Source organism: Serratia sp. TSA_7 (genome assembly GCF_052692135.1).
On sequence record NZ_JBQZFU010000002.1, the window covers coordinates 419,153 to 436,764 of the forward strand.

General features: G+C 57.4%; 16 protein-coding genes. 8 read left to right on the top strand and 8 right to left on the bottom strand.

The genetic code is table 11. From position 1 onward, the window contains the following. Positions 1-150: 150 nt before the first annotated feature. The 3 genes from ACUTQW_RS10905 to ACUTQW_RS10915 all read right to left on the bottom strand — a co-directional run bounded on the left by ACUTQW_RS10905 (position 151) and on the right by ACUTQW_RS10915 (position 5,037). The gene (locus tag ACUTQW_RS10905; RefSeq protein ID WP_445654856.1) at positions 151-3,240 is read right to left on the bottom strand and encodes an efflux RND transporter permease subunit; all 3,090 of its coding nucleotides are present in this window, start codon (positions 3,238-3,240) and stop codon (positions 151-153) included. Then, the gene (locus ACUTQW_RS10910; RefSeq protein WP_006326607.1) at positions 3,237-4,346 is read right to left on the bottom strand and encodes an efflux RND transporter periplasmic adaptor subunit; all 1,110 of its coding nucleotides are present in this window, start codon (positions 4,344-4,346) and stop codon (positions 3,237-3,239) included. Before ACUTQW_RS10910 ends, ACUTQW_RS10905 begins: the two co-directional genes overlap by 4 nt. 76 nt (positions 4,347-4,422) lie before the next feature. After that, complete coding sequence (locus ACUTQW_RS10915; protein WP_004946948.1) at positions 4,423-5,037, bottom strand: TetR/AcrR family transcriptional regulator; 615 nt, start codon at positions 5,035-5,037, stop codon at positions 4,423-4,425. An 89-nt stretch (positions 5,038-5,126) separates the two neighbouring features. On the opposite strand from ACUTQW_RS10915, the gene ACUTQW_RS10920 reads away from it, so the two are divergent. Then, a complete protein-coding gene (locus ACUTQW_RS10920; protein ID WP_064799042.1) occupies positions 5,127-6,584 on the top strand; it encodes an efflux transporter outer membrane subunit in 1,458 nt (485 codons plus the stop codon). A 106-nt stretch (positions 6,585-6,690) separates the two neighbouring features. Next, positions 6,691-7,467: an NAD(P)-binding domain-containing protein gene (locus ACUTQW_RS10925; protein WP_020439457.1), complete on the top strand. Its 777-nt coding sequence runs from the start codon at positions 6,691-6,693 to the stop codon at positions 7,465-7,467. A 114-nt stretch (positions 7,468-7,581) separates the two neighbouring features. Here the strand turns inward: ACUTQW_RS10925 and ACUTQW_RS10930 are convergent, their stop codons facing one another. Continuing rightward, on the bottom strand, positions 7,582-8,535 hold the full coding sequence (locus ACUTQW_RS10930; protein ID WP_064799043.1) for a LysR family transcriptional regulator: 954 nt from the start codon (positions 8,533-8,535) through the stop codon (positions 7,582-7,584). A 139-nt stretch (positions 8,536-8,674) separates the two neighbouring features. Between ACUTQW_RS10930 and ACUTQW_RS10935 the strand changes: the two genes are divergently transcribed. Further along, positions 8,675-9,844, top strand: a complete 1,170-nt coding sequence (locus tag ACUTQW_RS10935) for a M20 aminoacylase family protein (protein WP_037433352.1) — start codon at positions 8,675-8,677, stop codon at positions 9,842-9,844. Between the two features lie 38 nt (positions 9,845-9,882). Then, positions 9,883-10,671: an ABC transporter substrate-binding protein gene (locus ACUTQW_RS10940; protein ID WP_006326617.1), complete on the top strand. Its 789-nt coding sequence runs from the start codon at positions 9,883-9,885 to the stop codon at positions 10,669-10,671. A gap of 97 nt (positions 10,672-10,768) precedes the next feature. Here the strand turns inward: ACUTQW_RS10940 and tmaR are convergent, their stop codons facing one another. The 3 genes from tmaR to ACUTQW_RS10955 all read right to left on the bottom strand — a co-directional run bounded on the left by tmaR (position 10,769) and on the right by ACUTQW_RS10955 (position 13,182). Further along, positions 10,769-11,086, bottom strand: a complete 318-nt coding sequence (tmaR, locus tag ACUTQW_RS10945; protein ID WP_004946962.1) for a PTS system regulator TmaR — start codon at positions 11,084-11,086, stop codon at positions 10,769-10,771. Between the two features lie 161 nt (positions 11,087-11,247). Beyond that, positions 11,248-12,315, bottom strand: coding sequence for an FUSC family protein (locus ACUTQW_RS10950; RefSeq protein ID WP_004946966.1), 1,068 nt, complete (start codon positions 12,313-12,315; stop codon positions 11,248-11,250). 99 nt (positions 12,316-12,414) lie between these two features. Continuing rightward, positions 12,415-13,182, bottom strand: a complete 768-nt coding sequence (locus ACUTQW_RS10955; RefSeq protein WP_006326619.1) for an N-acetylmuramoyl-L-alanine amidase — start codon at positions 13,180-13,182, stop codon at positions 12,415-12,417. Between the two features lie 211 nt (positions 13,183-13,393). On the opposite strand from ACUTQW_RS10955, the gene ACUTQW_RS10960 reads away from it, so the two are divergent. Further along, positions 13,394-14,140 carry a S24 family peptidase gene (locus ACUTQW_RS10960; protein ID WP_006326620.1) on the top strand — a complete coding sequence of 249 codons (747 nt, stop codon included), beginning with the start codon at positions 13,394-13,396 and terminating at the stop codon, positions 14,138-14,140. Positions 14,141-14,197: 57 nt separating this feature from the next. On the opposite strand, the gene ACUTQW_RS10965 is transcribed toward ACUTQW_RS10960, so the two are convergent. After that, positions 14,198-15,307, bottom strand: a complete 1,110-nt coding sequence (locus ACUTQW_RS10965; protein ID WP_006326621.1) for an SDR family oxidoreductase — start codon at positions 15,305-15,307, stop codon at positions 14,198-14,200. A gap of 258 nt (positions 15,308-15,565) precedes the next feature. On the opposite strand from ACUTQW_RS10965, the gene ACUTQW_RS10970 reads away from it, so the two are divergent. The 3 genes from ACUTQW_RS10970 to sbcB all read left to right on the top strand — a co-directional run bounded on the left by ACUTQW_RS10970 (position 15,566) and on the right by sbcB (position 17,569). Beyond that, positions 15,566-15,775: a hypothetical protein gene (locus tag ACUTQW_RS10970; protein ID WP_006326622.1), complete on the top strand. Its 210-nt coding sequence runs from the start codon at positions 15,566-15,568 to the stop codon at positions 15,773-15,775. Between the two features lie 77 nt (positions 15,776-15,852). Next, on the top strand, positions 15,853-16,041 hold the full coding sequence (locus tag ACUTQW_RS10975) for a DNA polymerase III subunit theta (RefSeq protein WP_006326623.1): 189 nt from the start codon (positions 15,853-15,855) through the stop codon (positions 16,039-16,041). A 100-nt stretch (positions 16,042-16,141) separates the two neighbouring features. Then, positions 16,142-17,569 carry an exodeoxyribonuclease I gene (gene sbcB, locus ACUTQW_RS10980; protein WP_037433354.1) on the top strand — a complete coding sequence of 476 codons (1,428 nt, stop codon included), beginning with the start codon at positions 16,142-16,144 and terminating at the stop codon, positions 17,567-17,569. Positions 17,570-17,612: the final 43 nt, after the last annotated feature.

A 17,612-nucleotide genomic window follows, 5' to 3' on the forward strand; every position in this document is an offset into this window, starting at 1 on the left:
TGGCCGGCGCGTAAACACCCTCAGCCTTCATCATCGGACCCTTTCGTTTTGCGGTAAACGTCTACCGACACGTCAGGGCTTTGCGGCCATAACGTGTCGGTAGGTTATTCGGCGAGCGCCACCGCGGGGATCGCGCTCCCCCGTTATGACTTATGCCAATGTCGGCTTGTCGGTTGGCGGCGTGTTGTCCGGGCGTATCTTGAACCAGATGGCATACATCGCCGGCAGGAACACCAGCGTCACGATAGTTCCGCCAAAGGTCCCGCCAATCAGGGTGTAAGCCAGGGTGCCCCAGAACACCGAGTGGGTGAGCGGGATAAACGCCAGAATGGCCGCCATCGCCGTGAGCAACACCGGTCGGGCTCGCTGAATCGTTGCCTCGACTACCGCATGGAACGGATCCAGCCCTTCCTGCACGTTGTGATGGATCTGCCCTATCAGGATCAAGGTATTACGCATCAGGATGCCCGACAGCGCGATCAACCCCACCAGCGCATTGATGCCAAACGGCTGGTTGAAGAGCAGCAGCGTTGGCACCACCCCAATCAGCCCCAGTGGCGCGGTGAGGAAGACCATCACCATCGCCGACATCGAACGCACCTGCAGGATGATGATCAGCAGCGTCATGGCAATCATGATGGGGAACAGCGGCACCATCGCCTTGGTCGCTTTGCCCGACTCTTCAATCGACCCCGCCTGCTCGATGCGGTACCCGGCCGGGAGTTGGTCGATAACCGGCTGCAACGCTTTCGTGATCGCCGCGGACACATCCGGCGGTTGCAGGTTTTCGGCTATGTCGCCCCGCACCGTAACGGTCGGGGTACGATCGCGCCGACGGAGAACGGGATCTTCCATGCGCACATCGACATCCCCTATTTGCGACAGCGGAATGCGCTGACCGGCAGCCCCCACCAACGTAAAGCCGGCAATTTTTTCCGGGTCAAGCCGGATATCCCCCGCGGCACGGCCCATGACCTGCACCGAACGGATATCTTCACGCACAGAGGTGATCGGCACACCCGAGAGCAGGAATTGAAGTTGCTGGGCTACCGCCGTTGAGGTCAACCCCACGGCCTGCAAGCGGTCCTGATCGAGCGTGAAATGCAGCGTCGGCACCGGCGGGCCCCAGTCGGAGTTGACGGTCCTCATCATCGGGCTGGCCTGCATGATCGTCTCGACCTGATCGGCGATCGCGCGCAATAGCTCGGGATCCGGCCCCATCACGCGATAGGCAACGGGGAATGGCGAGTACGGGCCAAATACCAGTTGGGTGACCCGGACACGCGCTTCGGGTGCCAACCCATCGGCCACCGCCTGGCGAAGACGAAACTTGAGCGCCTCCCGCGCTTCCGGGCTGTCCGTCAGTATGACAATCTTCGCGAATGACGAGTCGGGCAACTCCGGTGCCATCGCCAGATAAAAACGCGGTGACCCCTGCCCGATATAGGACGTGACGATTGTTGCCTCTTTCTGCTTTTTCAGCCACGCCTCGATCTTGGCCGTTGCGGCGCTGGTCTGTTCAATGGCGGTGCCATAAGGCATCTGCACTTCTACCAGCACTTCCGGGCGGTCGGAGGTGGGGAAGAACTGTTTTTTCACCAGCCCCATGCCGAGAATGGCCAGGGTAAACACGGCAATAACCGTGCCCGCCACGATCCATTTCCGGGCGATGACGCGCGTCAGCAGTCGACGAAAACGGTTGTAATTGCGGGTGTTGTAGATGGCCGCGTGCCCACCCTCAACCGTTTTGATTTTCGGCAGCATTTTCACGCCTAGGTAAGGCGTAAACACCACCGCCACCACCCAGGAAGCAATCAGCGCGATGCCCACGATCCAGAACATGTTGCTGGTGTACTCGCCGGCGGTAGACTGAGCGAAACCGTTGGGCATAAAGCCGACGGCCGTCACCAGCGTACCGGCCAGCATCGGGGCCGCCGTGTGGCTCCAGGCATAGGCCGAGGCTTTGATGCGGTCGTAGCCCTCTTCCATTTTCACCACCATCATTTCGATGGCGATGATGGCGTCATCCACCATCAGCCCGAGAGCCAGGATCAGCGAGCCGAGGGTGATGCGGTCAAAGTTCTTGCCGGTGGCTTCCATCACCACGAAGACGATAGCCAGCGTCAACGGCACCGCCGCCGCAACCACCACGCCCACGCGCCAGCCCATGCTGACGAAACAGACCACCATCACCACGAGCAACGCGACGAAGAACTTGATCATGAACTCGTCAACGGATGAGCTGATGTTCACCGACTGATCGGTGACTTTCGTCAATGTCATGCCCAACGGCATGCCTTCATTGATTTTTGCCGTCTCCGCATCCAACGCCTTGCCCAGATCCAGGCCGTTCCAACCCTCACGCATCACGATGCCCAGCAACATCGCCGGCTCACCCTGATTGCGCACCAGGAAGGTCGCAGGATCTTCGTAGCCACGTTCGACCTTCGCCACGTCCGAGAGTTTTAACGTCCTTCCCTGAACCACAATCGGCGTATCGCGGATCTTCTCCAGCTTGTCGAAGGCGCCATCCAGGCGCAAAAAGACCTGCGGCCCATGGGTTTCAATCGAACCGGCCGGCGTAAGCACGTTCTGGTTGTTGAGCGCGGAGAAAATGTCCTGCGGGGAGATGCCCAGCGTGGCCAGTCGGTCATGCGAGAAAGAGACGAAGATACGCTCAGCCTGCTCCCCGACGATATTGACCTTCTTTACCCCTGGGACATGCAATAAACGCTGGCGCAACGATTCGGCATCGCGCACCAGCAGGCGTTGCGGTTCCCCTTTGGCTTTCAATGCAAAGAGCGCAAAGGTCACGTCCGAGAATTCATCGTTGACCATCGGGCCGATCACGCCCGCCGGCAGATTCTTGGCTTCGTCGCCGAGTTTCTTGCGCGCCTGATAGAATTCTTCCTGCACCTGTGAAGGCGGCGTGCTGTCCTGCAGCGACATCATGGTAAAAGCCAGACCAGGCCGCGTGTAGGTCTCGCTGCGGTCGTACCATTTGAGTTCCTGCATGCGTTTTTCAAGCGGCTCGGCCACCTGATCCTGCATTTCCTGCGCGGTGGCGCCCGGCCAGGCAGAAATGATCGTCATCTGCTTGACCGTAAACGGCGGATCTTCCGCACGCCCCAGCTCGAAGAACGAAAGAATGCCGGCCACGGTAATCAGGATGATAAGGAACAACGTGATTGAGCGCTCGCGAACGGCGAGCGCCGAAAGGTTGAACCGCCCTCCGCTCATGGCCGGCTCCCGGCGACGCTGGCATCGCTCTGATTACTAAGACGGACGGCTTCGCCTTCGTGCAGCAAATGCGCGCCCAAAGCCACCACCCGTTCACCGGGCTTGAGGCCGCCGGTCACCCTGGCCGCATCGTCGCCCAGGCCAAGTACCTGAACCGGCCGCCACGACACTTTGGCAGGCTGGCCGGAAATGCCCCACACGCCCGGTCCTTTGCCCGGATCATAGAGAGCGGCGATAGGCACCTGCAGCACCTGCCCGGTTAACTTGCCTTCGGCGATGGTGAGGGTAACGGTGGCACCAAGCGGTGCGCTCGCCAGCGCCCCCTCCAGCACATACCTTGCTTCAAAGGTGCGCGTCAGAGGATCGGCCGCATCGGAGAGCAGGCGCAATTTTGCGGGAACCGCTGCCGTATCCTTGCCGTATAACGTCGTCAGGGCCTCGCTCCCGATAGCCGGGCGCAACGTTTCAGGCAAATGTACGATGGCTTCTCGCTGCCCCGCCCGCGCCAACCGTACCACCGGTTGCCCTGCACTGACGACCTGCCCCGGCTCGGCCAAGGTGTCCACCACCACGCCGTCTGCATCGGCCAGCAAGACGGCATAGCCCGTCGCATTGCGCGCCACGTCGGCCTGTGCCTGCGCCGCGCTGAGCTCCGCTTTAGCCGTATCGGCAGCGGCCTTTATCTGATCGTAAGCCGAAGCCGATATGGCCCCTGAGGCAACCAGACCACGATAGCGAGCTTCGTCATCGGTAGCCTGTCTGGCGCGCGCCCGCGCGGCGGCGACCGCCTGCTGTTGGGCTTGCGCCTGCAGGCCAAGATCGACGGGATCCAGACGCATCAGCGGCTGACCGCGTTTGACGCTTTGGCCGGTATCGACCAGACGTTCAAGTATTTTACCCTGCACCCGAAAACCGAGATCGCTCTGAACGCGGGCGACGACGACGCCGGTGAAGGCGCGGGAGGCATCGACGGCGCTCTTCACGGTAGCCGCCCTCACCAGAGGAGGTTGGCTACGCGGATCGTCGACGCTGGCAGCGTCGCCGCACGCCACCAGGGCGAAAGATAACAGGCAAACAGCAAAGGGGGCAGATTTTAGCCGGGGCATGGGTTCCCTTAATTAATGAACAGGACGGTAACCGCATTCTCCAACTAGTGACCAATAATGTCAATGGTCACAAATTTTAAGGCGCCATGCTGCGCAGTATCAATGCCGACAGAAGTACCGCAGCCACCGGCGCATTCTCCAGGTTATTTTGCAGTTGCACAGGGCAGATGTAGGGCCGCAGCACCAGGGAGATCGCCAGTGTCGCTTCATCCAGCGGCGTTTTGCGCTCGAACTCCCCCGACTGCCTGCCCTCGAGCAGGATGTGCTGGATCACCTGGCACAAACGTTCTTCATACGCCACCACCGAAGGCCAGCGTTCGCGGGCGGCGACGGCAGCGATGTCGTAAAGCTTGCGATCGTGAAAAAACAGGTCGCTGCCTGCTTCCGTCAACGCTTTGAAAAGGCGCCTTAATTTTTCCGAGGCCGTTGGCGCATCTGCGAGCGCCGAATTGACAATCTCCATGATCATGGCCAGCCGATTGACGCAGATCACCTCACCAATTGCCTGTTTGGAATCGAAAAATTTATAGATGTAAGCCTTGGAAAAACCAATCGCCTTGGCCAAGTCGGACACGGTGGTTTTCTCATACCCAAAGTGCCCGAAGTGCTCTGTGGCGGCTTCCACGATCTGATCGCGAACGCTGTGATCCAATGGCCCTCTCGGGGAAAGTGCATTCATGTGTTTAGTCATTTTTCTAGCTTAGCTCGATGAGCACTGATTGACAACAAGTGACCATTTGGTAATGTAGTCACCATTCTGCTTCGATTCAAGGAATCCCCATGTTTCCCCTCCGTACTCTTGCTCTGGTTGTGAGCACCGGCTTACTGGCGGGTTGCGCGGTTGGACCGGATTACCACCGCCCAGACGCTCCACTCTCGGATCGTTATCAGGCTCAATCCGCCGTCCAACACAGAAGCGCCGCCCGGCCGGCCAGTTTTGCTGTCTGGTGGGAAGGCTTTGACGATCCCTTATTGAGTGACCTCGTTTCAAGCGCACTCGCGCAAAATCTCGATCTGGCTCAGGCAAGCGCCCGGATGGCGCAGGCCCGCGCCGGACTTGGCGCGGCGACAGCGGCGTTGCTGCCGTCGGGTAACATCAGCGGCCAGGCCACTCGCGCCTATCAGTCGGTCGAAACCCCATTGGGCCAGGTTCTCAGTTCAACACCCGATTATAATCGCTACGGCAATGCCTATGAAGCCGACCTCAACGCAAGCTGGGAGATCGACATCTTCGGTGGCCTGCGACGCGGCCGCCAGGCCGCACTGGCTGACTACCAGGCTTCCGAGGCGGGCGTCGCCGCGACACGCCTTGCCGTCGCCGCCCAGACGGCCGATATCTATATCACCCTGCGCGGCTTGCAAACCCGATTGGCTATCGCAAACAAGCAGGTCAGTACGCAACAAGAGTTGCTGGAAAAAGTGCGGCTCCTTCACAGCAAAGGGCTGGCCGCCGAGTACCAGGTACGTCAGACCGAAGGGGCCCTGGCGCAGGTTCAGGCAACGGTGCCGGTTCTCCAGACCGGGCTCGACGCCGCCATGAACGCGCTGGACGTCATGCTCGGCACCCCACCCGGCACCCATCGCGCTCAACTGACCACGCCGGGCGCCATTCCGCAGGCCCCGCAGCTCACCTCTACGGGCACCCCCGCCGATCTGCTGCGCCGCCGCCCCGACATTATCGTGGCCGAACGCCATCTTGCCGCGTCCAGTGCGCGCATCGGGGTGGCCGTCAGCGAGTACTATCCGAAGTTTTCACTCAGCGCATTACTCGGCAGCGCAACGGCGGTGGCAAGCGGCAACCTGTTCTCCAGCGGCGCCAGCCAATCGGCAGGCGTGCTGGGGCTGCGTTGGCGGCTCTTCGATTTCGGTCGTATCAACGCGCAGATCGATCAGGCGAAAGGCCAGGAGGCCGAAGCGCTCGCAGCTTACCGTCTGTCGGTGTTACGCGCCACCGAAGACGTCGAAAACGCCTTCTCCGCACTGATCAATCGTGAAACACAAGCAGCAATACTGACCGGGGGTGAAACGGCCCTGGCCAGCGCCAGGCAATCGTCTTTCGTCGCCTATCGGCAAGGGACAGCCAGCCTGATTGACGTCCTGCACAACGATGAAACCCTGCTGCAGGCCTCCGACGCCAGGGCGCAGGCCCAAACGGAATCGGCGCGCGCGGCAGTCGCCGCGTTCAGGGCGCTCGGGGGCGGTTGGCAACCTCCGCAAGCCGATGTAATGACGCAATGAAAAACGAACATTCTTCGTCCGTATCAGCACAGTGGTTGCACTGTCGTGATTTCCCCGCACCGCAAATGCGGCTCCAGAACACAGACTAATCGCCGGAGCGTTGTTAATGAAGAGGATGGGTATTCTGGACGTTGACGAACTGACCGAAAAACTGGTCAGGGGAATGTTTCTCGCCGTTCCTGATGCGCAGGTATTTCTCGTCTCTGGGAATAATGAACGGGTGCGCAAGCTGGAGAGAGAGCTGCCCTGCTGGACTCTGGATCATTACCAGGATGTCGTCGATGAAGCTGACGTTATTATTACCGGCGTGGGCCGACATGCTCTGAATGAAATCGCAAATCAGGTGCAACTGCGCAGCTCGCAGACGCTGGTTTCTCTGGTTCCGGGGATGGGTTCTCAGAGCCTGCGAGATCTGTTCAGACATGCTGACTGCGTCAGATTGATGCTGACTTTCGCCGCTGAAATCAACAAATCGAGCGTGATCCTGACGGCCGCCGACGAAGAGATCCAGGACCTGTTTTCCCGATTGGGCCAACTGACCGTGCTGCCCAACGAATCGGACTTTGATTTGGCGACGGTAAGCCTTTGCATGAATGGGTGGTTCTACTTCTTCGCCGAGGGTTTGCAATGCTGGCTTGCCGAAAAAGGCATGGCAGTGGAAGTTGCCCGTCGTCTGGTACTCGGCGGGTTGAAAGATTGCGCGGAGTATGCGGGCCATAACGCCTCTATCGCCCTGGGCGAACTGGGGAATGATATGGCCTCTTCTGAGCACTTAACCCTCCAGGGATTGGAAGTGCTTGCCCAAATGCAGGCGCTTAATCCCTGGCGCGCTGCGTCAGAAACGGTTTTATCGGCCGTGCGGAAAACCACGCCGCCCCAATAAAGCGGGGCATCCTTCAACCGCTCCAGGTCAGAAAAACGTAGCGAGCCTTTGGCAGCAAACAGTTGGCAGAGGGTGATTTTCCACTTGCCTTCCTGCACGGTGGCCGCCATTGGCCTAAATCAGGATCCGCACCCGTTCGAAAATCCGGCGGTCTTCCTGCCGCGCCGAGCGGGTATACAGACGCAGTTGGCGCACCAGAGCGTCAATCAGAGCATTCGCCGCCGCGCTCAGGATGCTGTTGCGGCGGGTAACGATATTCAGCCGCACCGGATCGCAGCTTTCCCGCAGCGTCAGCGGCATCAGGCGCCCGGTAAGCTGCGGCAGCCCGGCCAGCGGCGCCGGGCACCAGGTGCACATGTCCGCCGACTCCACCATTGCCTGTAGCATGCCAAGGGAATGGGCGTGGATGATGCGATGGGGATCAAGCTGGGCGCCATGGCGGCTGAACAGTTGGCGGACCAAATCGTCGTAGTTTTCCGGCGTGTAATTCAGCACCCAGTCCTGTTCCAGCAATTGGTGGATCGAGGTGCTCTGGCTCAACGGGTGCCCTTGCCGCACCATCACTGCCGTTTCATAGTCCAGCAACGGTTCGCAATGAAACTCCTGCGGCGCCATAGAGGCCGGCAGCGGCGTGATGGCGAAATCCATCGTGCCCTCTCGCAGTTGCGATTGCGCGTTGGCCATCAGGCTTTCAAACAACTCCAGCTTGACCTTGGGCATTTTTTTGCGAAAAGCCATCACCGCCGGCGGCAACACCGTCAGCATCAGCCAGGGCGTTATCGCCGCTTTTACCTGATCTTCCGCCAACCCACGCAGACCCGCCATCTCCATGTTGGCCTGTTCCAACTGGTTAAGCACCAGCCGGGCGTGAGCCAACAGCGTTTTGCCGTAAGGGGTAAAACCCAATCCGGCCGGCGTGCGGATCAGCAACGGCAGTTCCTGCTCCTGTTCCAGTTCGCGCAAGGCCCGCGTGACCGCCGCTTGTGAAAGCTCCATTTGCCGTGCGGCGCCGCGAATGCTGCCGCTGTCGGCGCTGGCGACCAAGGCTTGTAATTGATGCAGTTTCATCGCGCCCCCTGACAACCAAAGATTGTCAGCATAACCGAACGGCGGCTCCCCGGCAAAAAGGTTGTTTGCTAGTCTCGAAGACACCCTGCTTTCCGGCTGTCGACCCGCCGAAAATCGGAAATTCACTCTGGAGACGGTGATGCCAAACCCGCTTGTTTTACCTGAAATAGCCGCTGTTAAGCACGAAATGGTCGCCATTCGCCGCCATATTCACGCGCATCCCGAATTGGGCTTCAACGAGTTCGCCACCAGCGATCTGGTGGCGAAGCTGCTGGCCGAATGGGGTTATCAGGTTACGCGCCATGTAGGACAAACCGGTGTTGTCGCCACGCTGCAACGCGGCACGGGGAAAACGCTCGGTTTGCGTGCCGACATGGACGCACTGCCGATCGAAGAAGCCACCGGGTTGCCCTATGCCAGCACCCACAGCGGCGTGATGCACGCCTGCGGTCATGACGGCCACACCACCATGCTGTTGGCGGCGGCGCGCTATCTGGCGCAACATCCTTCGTTTACCGGCACCCTGCACCTGATTTTCCAACCGGCGGAAGAAGGCGGCGGCGGCGCACGCGTGATGATTGAAGACGGGCTTTTCGAGCGTTTTCCCTGCGATGCCGTGTTCGCCATGCATAACGTTCCCGGCTTCCCGGTCGGTCAACTGGGTTTTGCCAGCGGCCCCTTCATGTGCTCGGCCGATACGGTCACCATTACCCTGCACGGTCAGGGCGGTCACGGCGCAGTGCCGCAACACACGGTCGATCCGGTGGTCGTGTGCGCCGCCATAGTGATGAGCCTGCAAACCATCGTCTCGCGCAATATCGATCCGCAGGAGACGGCGATCGTCACGGTTGGCGCGATCCAGGCGGGCCTTGCCGCCAACGTGATCCCCGCCAGCGCCAAAATGACGCTAAGCGTGCGCGCACTCGATGCCGGAGTGCGCCAACGCTTGGAAAGCCGCATTACCGCATTGGTCACGGCGCAGGCAGCCAGTTTCGGCGCCACAGCTGACATTGACTACCAGCATGGCTATCCGGTGTTGGTGAATCATGAGGAGGAAACCGAACTGGCGCGCCGCGTGGCGCTGGACTGGGCGGGCGAACCTCAGCTTATCCCGTCACTGCGGCCGTTTACCGCCAGCGAAGATTTTGCCTTTATGTTGGAAAAATGCCCCGGTAGCTATATCTCAATCGGCAACGGCGAAAGCAGCCCAGGCAATGCCCTGCATCATCCCGCTTACGATTTTAACGATGAGTGCCTGCCCATTGGCGCCACTTACTGGGTCAAGCTGGTTGAGCGCTTTTTGGCTTAATGTCCTGACTTGACCGCCACAACGCTGAGGAAAATGAAATGAAGACAACAATGAGTCTGGTTTTAGTCTTGCCACTGGCGTTAAGTTTTGCGGCCTTTGGCGGGGAGTTTAGCGGCAAAGTGATTAAGTTGGGCGTAGACCCGACCTACCCGCCGCTGGAATATAAAACCCCACAGGGTACGCTGACCGGTTTCGGCGTCGATATCGCGCAGGCGATGTGCGATCAGATGCAGGCCAAATGCGTTTGGGTCGAGAGCAGTTGGGACGGGATGATCCCCGGGTTGCTGGCGAAAAAGTTTGACGCCATAGCCTCGTCGATGACCATCACGCCGCAGCGTCAGATGCAGATTGCGTTTTCAAACAAGGTTTCCAACGCCCCGGCGCGTCTGGTGGCCCGTAAAGGCAGCGATCTGCAGCCCACCGCGGCTTCGCTGAAAGGCAAGTCGGTTGGCGTGCAGCAGGGTTCCAGCCAGGAAGCCTACGCCACGGCCCTGTGGCGAACGGCCGGCGTCAACGTGGTGTCCTATCAAAGCCAGCAGGAAGCCAATGAAGATCTGATCAATGGCCGTTTGGATGCTTCGCTGCTGGCCAGCGTCAGCGCCGGCGAGTTCTTCCATACTCCGGCGGGGAAAGACTTTGCGTTTGTCGGCGCCGAACTCAATGACAGCAAGTATTTTGGCATCGGCGACGGTATTGGGCTGCGCAAAGAGGATACCGCACTGCGCGACGCGTTCAATTCTGCGCTGCAAACAATCATTGCCAACGGCACATACAAGAAAGTGAATGATAAATATTTTGATTTTGACGTCTACGGCGCGGGCCAATAACGCGCAAAAACGGCGCTGGGCTGGCGGTTCGGGGCAATAACAGAGACGAGCGGGGAAACTAAAAGGGCCAGGCGAATGCCTGACCCGATAAAACTCATTACTTCACTTCGCCCATAGCCTTCAGCTTTTTGGACAAATCACGGCGCTCTTTAGACAGATCGGCATTTTTGATGATGTAGTCATCAACGCGATCTTCATAGTCGCTGCGCATGTTGGCAATGATGCCCTGAACGTCTTCAATGCTCATGCCAGGCTTGATGTACTCACTCAGGTTGTCGAGCAGCAACACACGCTTCTGGTTGTCACGGATTTTTTTCTCGTTGTCGATAATTTCGCGCTGCAGCTTATTTTTACGGCGGAACATACGCACAAACTCCAGAACGTCCTGGAAACTCGGCTTATTTGCATTATCCATCTTCATACCCTTGCTTTAGTAATACACAGATTCATTTGCTTACGGCCACAATGACACCAAGATACAGGTTTGTGGCGGTCCGGCACAACTCTCATTGCCTTATCTTACCCACTTTAACCGCCCGACAAAAACCCGAAGCGCCTGCTTCATGATCTGACCCCTTAATCGTGACCGGCGGCGGTACATACCTTGAGCAGATCGCCCAGTTCTTCCAACTGCTGCGTCAGCTCCATGCTCAGCCAGACATAGCCGTAGATCGGTGCTTCACCGTGCTGGACAACGCTGGCCTCCTGCATCAGGGTTTTCAGTTCGGCGGCGATTTCGCTCAGTTGCCCCACCGCCGCCTGCTGTTGTTCCTGGGGGCCGTTGTGCATCATTTCCGCCAACGATTCGAGCGAACGCAACGTCAACAGTTGCGCGCTGCGCAGCGTTTTGGCATTCAGCATAATAAAATGGGTTTCGCGCGAGGCCCAGTAAGCGTCCGCCAGCAGTTCAAGCGTGCACACCAGATTGCGGCTCAGCGTCTGCACCGCTTCAAATACCGTTGTAGGAATGCGGGTTTCTTTGCTGCTGGGGACAATCAGCCCACGTAACCTGACCACCTGGCTCAGCAGATCTTTCAACTGCGGCTCCAGACGCGGCCGTTCAATCATGTTCGGCGAGAGATAAGCGCCGTAGATTTTGCCTGCGCTCTGCAGGCAATCGGCCAACTGCATGCGCCACAGGATATAAGCGCGTTGCGGATAAATGCTGCTGAACAACAGCGCCAGCAACGAACCAAAGATCACGTCGCCGCTGCGCCACAGCGCGGTATGCATATCACCGGCCCCGGCACCGCAGACTACCGCCAACGTGATCCCCACCAGCAAGGCCATATAGGGCCGCTTGCCGAGCGTCAAATAGCCGCAAAAAAACATCACTACCCCGCACCACGCCAGCATCAGCGACAGCGAGTAAAGTTCAAGATACAGAGCAATCAGGCCGGAGACGGCGCCAAATACCGTGCCGGCAATGCGCTGCAACGCCCGCTGCAACACGTTGCCCCAAAATGAGATAGGCCCCATCACCACCACCAGGGTGATGAGCGGCCAGGTGCCTTCCGGCACCTCGAGCAGGCGGATTAGCAGGAAGGTCAGGACAAACGCCAGCCCAATGCGCAAACCATGGACGACGCGATAATGCCGATAGGTCAGTCGTTCAAAAGGCGATATTTTTCTGTCGAGGCGCACAATGCATCCCGTTACCGATGACGAGGAAGACGCTTAGTTTAGCGGAGGAAAGCGGGTGGAGAAAAGGCGGATGAGGCGCCCCCCACCCGCAGGCGAACCTTAAGAGGCATATTTATCCACCAGCGCGCGCAGAATGGCGGCGGTTTCCACATCCATTACGCCGCCATACTGCTGCGGGCGGAAATGCAGTTGGAAGGCGCGTACCAGTTGGCGATAGCCCTCGGCGTCGGTCGCAGCCGAGGTGTCGTAACCGTATTTGGCGAACAGCGCCAACAGCTCCCGCTGCGCGGGAATGCCCTGGCAGTGATACTCACGCTGGTGACGCTGTTTAACCGCGTCGTCATACCAGGCGCCTACGCCGGCCTGATGCAGTTGACGCCACGGGAACTGCGGGCCGGGATCGCTCTTGCGGCCCGGCGCTATATCGGAATGCGCCACCACGTTGATCGGCGTGATATCCGGATAGCGCTGCAGGATATTTTGCGCCAGTTGCGTTACCGCCGCGATCTGCTGCGGGTTAAACGGCGGGAAAGTAATGTCCTCACCCTCGCCGCTCGCCAGATTCACGATCTCAATGCCAATCGCCGTATCGTTGAGATTATTGCGGCTGCCCCACTTGCTGACCCCGGCATGCCAGGCACGTTCATCTTCATCCACCAGGTTGAAAATGCGCACACCGCTAAAACCGGCTGCCTGATAAGTTTGATCTTCCGGATCCGGAACCAGGTAATGGGCACTGACCGATTTCCCGGTCAGTGATTGCACCGAATCGGCAAAATTCTGCGCCGTGTAATGCAACACCAGAAAACGCACGCGGTGGCCAAAACCGGCCACCGAACGGTAGCTATTGTAATCAATACTGAACATCGTAGATTCCTTCTTCTCTGTTGGTCTTCATTAGCAACTCATCGTCATGCAGGGGCTGCCCCGACTCGTTCGGGCGCTGCATAGTGCCTCCTACACTGTCTGCGTGAACGCTGTCCACCCCTTTAGGTTTAGCTAATTGCTAAATTAAACGCAAGCGTTTTTTAGCAAAAACGATATTTACCTTTTTGCTAAAGAATGCAATCATCCGACGATGGAAACCAAAGAAATAAGACGCAATAATTTGCGCGACCTGATGGCCCGCTATGCCCGGCAAGGCGTTAACCAGAATGAGTTTGCGATACTGGTTGAGTCCTCCGCGCCGACGCTAAGCCAAATCACCGGTGAGAAATCCTCCCGCAACCTGGGCGACAACCTCGCCAGGCGGATCGAGGCTAAACTGAACCTGCCCAAAGGCTGGTTTGACGTTTTCCATGAAAAACAGCTGGTGCGCCCTTTCGATAACGTGGCGGCAGAGTCGGATTTTCAACCCGCCCGCCTGAAACCGGTGGTGTGGGAAGATACCGAACAAGACAAGGAAGAGTTTGTGGAAATTCCCCTGCTGGATATCGATTTCTCAGCCGGTGATGGTTGCTATGAAATCGTTGATCGTGAAGAGTTCTCACTGATCTTCCGCCGCTATTATCTGCACAAGATGGGAGTGGCGGTGAATGCCGCGCGGATCATCCGTATCTCCGGTTCCAGCATGGAGCCACGCCTGCAGGACGGCGACGTGGTGGGCATCAACACCGATGATACCCGCATCCGCGAAGGTAAAACCTACGCTATCCGCCACGGCAACCTGCTGCGGGTGAAGGTCCTGATCGAGCAGCCTGACGGCGGCGTGACGATCCGTTCCCTGAACCGGGAAGAATATCAGGATGAGCATCTGAGTTATGCGCAGCGCAAAGACCAATTGGTGGTGCTGGGTCGCGTTTTCTGGTCTTCTTCATCCTGGTAATGGCAACGATATCCCGATAAATTTCGTATAGAGTCAGGCGAGCGACTCGCCCTGACTTTATTTGAAATCCACCACCATTTGCTGCTGGATCGATAACCCGCGAGTGGACTGTACGCAACAGGCAATGTAGTCGGTAAAACGCGGCGGTTTCGGCATACCCAGTTTAAGGATTTTTTCGTTGCTGAAACGAACGTTGAGCATGGCAAACGAGCCATACAGGCGCATCGCCTTCAGCATCAGCCGCTCGTTGCACGGCCCGAAAATATCCTTTAGCTGCTTGCGCATTTTCAGCAACGCTTCGTAACTGACCTGTGCATAACGATCGCCAAGCGGCGGTTTTTCCAGCGCGGCGGCAATGGCGCTATCGATATCCGCAAAACTGACGCTGCACTCTTCCCCTGCGGAGATGTGGTAAACGTCATTATCCAGCGCTTCACTGTTCAGTAGCATTACCATCGCATCGGCGCAGTAATCAACCGGGATCACATCGATGTTGTCCTGCAACGAGCACATAAACTTGCGCAGCATCAGCGCCATGCTGAACACCCAAAAAATACTGCTGGAAGGTTGGCAACCAAGGCGAGTATGCCCCACCACAATGGAAGGACGGGCGATCACCAGCGGCAGTTGCGGGCAGCGTTGACGCATCAACTGTTCAATGGTGGATTTGGACCGAGTGTATTCCACCAGATGCTCGGCGGTTTCTTCAAACTCTGCGCTTTCTGCCACCAGTGAACCCGGCTCGGGCGCGCAAGACATGGCGGTGCCCACGTGCAGAAAACGTTTCAATCCTTCCACCTGCGCCATTCTCTCGGCAAAGGCTAACGTACCTTCAACATTAACCTTCCAAATAAGTGGGTTATTGCCAAATGACGCTACTGCAGCACAATTGATAACGTGCGTTACATTGTTAATACGTGTGTCAGACAAAAAATTAGCAGGCTCACTTAAATCGCCCAACAATATATTTTCTATCGTTATTTTAGAAAATAACTCAGCATCAATATTAAATTTCTCCATATTAATACGAATGCGATCTAATCCTTGCTGCGCGCTTTCAGCACGCACTAACAACAGATAGTTAATTGACTGATTTTCATTCAGTAATTTCTCAAGGACTGCACCACCAAGAAAGCCGGTAGCGCCGGTCAATAGCAGCGTTTTCATAATATGTACCCACATTGGCATTGAATGTCGCTAATTGTATGCGGAGATAATTAAACGAATATTAAATGGAACTCAGTGGCATTGAGTTATCTTTTCTTAATATTATCTTAAGGAATATCCTGAAACACCGTTATGGCATTTTGTAACACATTCAATAAAAAGCACCCCATATTAAACAACGCCGTTTATCGACCATTGATACAAGCTCTGATTTAATTTACCGGTAAATACCTTTTACTTTTATCGTCAGGAGTTTCTATGAGCTATAACCAAAAAGCCTGGTTGAGCATTTTGGTCCTGTGCAGCGTTTTCTGGCTGGCGGTGTTCGGCAGCGTTCTGTCGGTCAATCGAGTCATCGAACGCGACCATCAGCAAAGCCAGGAGGCGCTCACGGCGCAAACCTCACATAGCTATCATGCCACTGCCGCGTCTGGCCACAGCCTTCAGGCAGGGTCGCGGGCCTTGTGAGGCTTCCCCCCTGAATGGGGTAGGGACAAGTGCCGCTAACGATCCTATGATGCCCTTTAGTTCACAGGGAGAAGAATATGGGTCGAAAGCTGGATAGCTTACCGCAGGCAGAACGTGAAAAAATTGAAGCCGATTTACTCGCTATCAGCGTCATTTATAACGAACGTTATGGCATTGTTTCCAACGCCACCAGCGCTGAAGAACAAGTCCCCGAACACTTACGCCCCTACTTTCATCAGCGCCTGAACTACTACCGCAATGCGTAATCCTTCGCATTTGGACGATTAACGCTAACCACCGCTTGGCATCGTGCATCTCGCCGTTACAATAGAGACATATTCCCTACGCCACCTGAGAGATGCGATTTTGAGCAGTAAGGCACCGGCCACATTCTACATCCACGATTACGAGACCTTCGGCAAAAGCCCATCGATGGACCGCCCGGCGCAGTTTGCCGGCGTACGCACCGATATGGATTTCAATATCATCGACGAGCCGCTGGTCATCTATTGCAAACCGGCCGACGATTACCTGCCCGATCCCGAAGCGGTGATGATCACCGGCATTACGCCGCAACTGGCGCTGGCCAAAGGCATTAACGAGGCCGACTTTGCGCGCGAAATCCATCAGGCGTTCAGCGTGCCGGGCACCTGTATTCTGGGTTACAACAATATCCGCTTCGATGACGAAGTCAGCCGCAATATTTTCTATCGCAGCTTCTATGATCCTTACGCCTACAGTTGGCAAAACGGCAACTCCCGCTGGGATTTGCTTGACGTGATGCGTGCCTGCTATGCGCTGCGGCCGGAAGGCATCGTTTGGCCGGAGAACGAAGATGGTTTCCCCAGTTTCCGCCTGGAACATCTGACTCGCGCCAACGGCGTCGAGCACGAGCATGCCCATGACGCCATGTCGGACGTTTACGCCACCATCGCCATGGCCAAGCTCGTGAAGCAGGCGCAACCGCGGCTGTTTGATTTTCTGCTGCAACACCGCAACAAACACAAACTGAACGCCTTGATCGATATCGCGGAAATGACGCCGCTGGTGCACGTTTCCGGTATGTTCGGCGCAGCGCGCGGCAACACCAGTTGGGTATCGCCGCTGGCCTGGCACCCGGACAACAAGAACGCGGTGATCATGTGCGATTTGGCCGGCGATATGACCCCGCTGCTGACCTTGAGCGCCGACGAACTGCGTGAACGCTTGTATACCCGCCGTGAGGATCTGGCGGCCGACCAATCCCCGGTGCCGATCAAGCTGGTGCATATCAATAAATGCCCGGTGCTGGCCCCTGCCAAGACACTGCTGCCGGAAAACGCCGAGCGGTTGGGTATTGACCGCCAGGCCTGCCTGCAGAATTTGCAATTGCTGCGCCAGAATCCGCAAGTGCGCGAGAAAGTGGTGGCGCTGTTCGCCGATGCCGAGCCTTTTAAAGCCGTCGACGATGTGGACGCCAGGCTGTACGACGGTTTCTTCAGCGATGCCGACAAGGCGGCGATGAGGATCATCCAGCAAACCAAACCGCAGAATCTGCCGGCGCTGGATCTGACCTTCAGCGATGGACGCATGAAAGAGCTGCTGTTCCGCTTTCGCGCCCGCAACTACCCGAATACGCTGGATGACGCCGAGCAGCGCCGCTGGTTGCAGCACCGTCAGGAGGCCCTGAGCGCAGAACGGGTGCAGAGCTACGTGCTGCAGCTGGAATCGCTGTATAACCTGCACGAAGGCGATAAAGAAAAGACCGCGCTGCTGAAAGCGCTGTTTGAATACGGCAAAGAGTTGGTGGGCTAATAAAAACAACAAAGGGCGCAATGCGCCCTTTTCAGACTGCTGA

Coding starts and splice junctions, on each gene's coding strand:
- ACUTQW_RS10935 (WP_037433352.1), top strand. CDS start 8,675: ATGCCAAACCCGCTTGTTTTACCTGAAATAGCCGCTGTTAAGCACGAA.
- ACUTQW_RS10940 (WP_006326617.1), top strand. CDS start 9,883: ATGAAGACAACAATGAGTCTGGTTTTAGTCTTGCCACTGGCGTTAAGT.
- ACUTQW_RS10930 (WP_064799043.1), bottom strand. CDS start 8,535: ATGAAACTGCATCAATTACAAGCCTTGGTCGCCAGCGCCGACAGCGGC.
- ACUTQW_RS10965 (WP_006326621.1), bottom strand. CDS start 15,307: ATGAAAACGCTGCTATTGACCGGCGCTACCGGCTTTCTTGGTGGTGCA.
- ACUTQW_RS10960 (WP_006326620.1), top strand. CDS start 13,394: ATGGAAACCAAAGAAATAAGACGCAATAATTTGCGCGACCTGATGGCC.
- ACUTQW_RS10920 (WP_064799042.1), top strand. CDS start 5,127: ATGTTTCCCCTCCGTACTCTTGCTCTGGTTGTGAGCACCGGCTTACTG.
- ACUTQW_RS10915 (WP_004946948.1), bottom strand. CDS start 5,037: ATGACTAAACACATGAATGCACTTTCCCCGAGAGGGCCATTGGATCAC.
- ACUTQW_RS10975 (WP_006326623.1), top strand. CDS start 15,853: ATGGGTCGAAAGCTGGATAGCTTACCGCAGGCAGAACGTGAAAAAATT.
- ACUTQW_RS10910 (WP_006326607.1), bottom strand. CDS start 4,346: ATGCCCCGGCTAAAATCTGCCCCCTTTGCTGTTTGCCTGTTATCTTTC.
- ACUTQW_RS10955 (WP_006326619.1), bottom strand. CDS start 13,182: ATGTTCAGTATTGATTACAATAGCTACCGTTCGGTGGCCGGTTTTGGC.
- tmaR (WP_004946962.1), bottom strand. CDS start 11,086: ATGGATAATGCAAATAAGCCGAGTTTCCAGGACGTTCTGGAGTTTGTG.
- ACUTQW_RS10970 (WP_006326622.1), top strand. CDS start 15,566: ATGAGCTATAACCAAAAAGCCTGGTTGAGCATTTTGGTCCTGTGCAGC.
- ACUTQW_RS10905 (WP_445654856.1), bottom strand. CDS start 3,240: ATGAGCGGAGGGCGGTTCAACCTTTCGGCGCTCGCCGTTCGCGAGCGC.
- ACUTQW_RS10925 (WP_020439457.1), top strand. CDS start 6,691: ATGAAGAGGATGGGTATTCTGGACGTTGACGAACTGACCGAAAAACTG.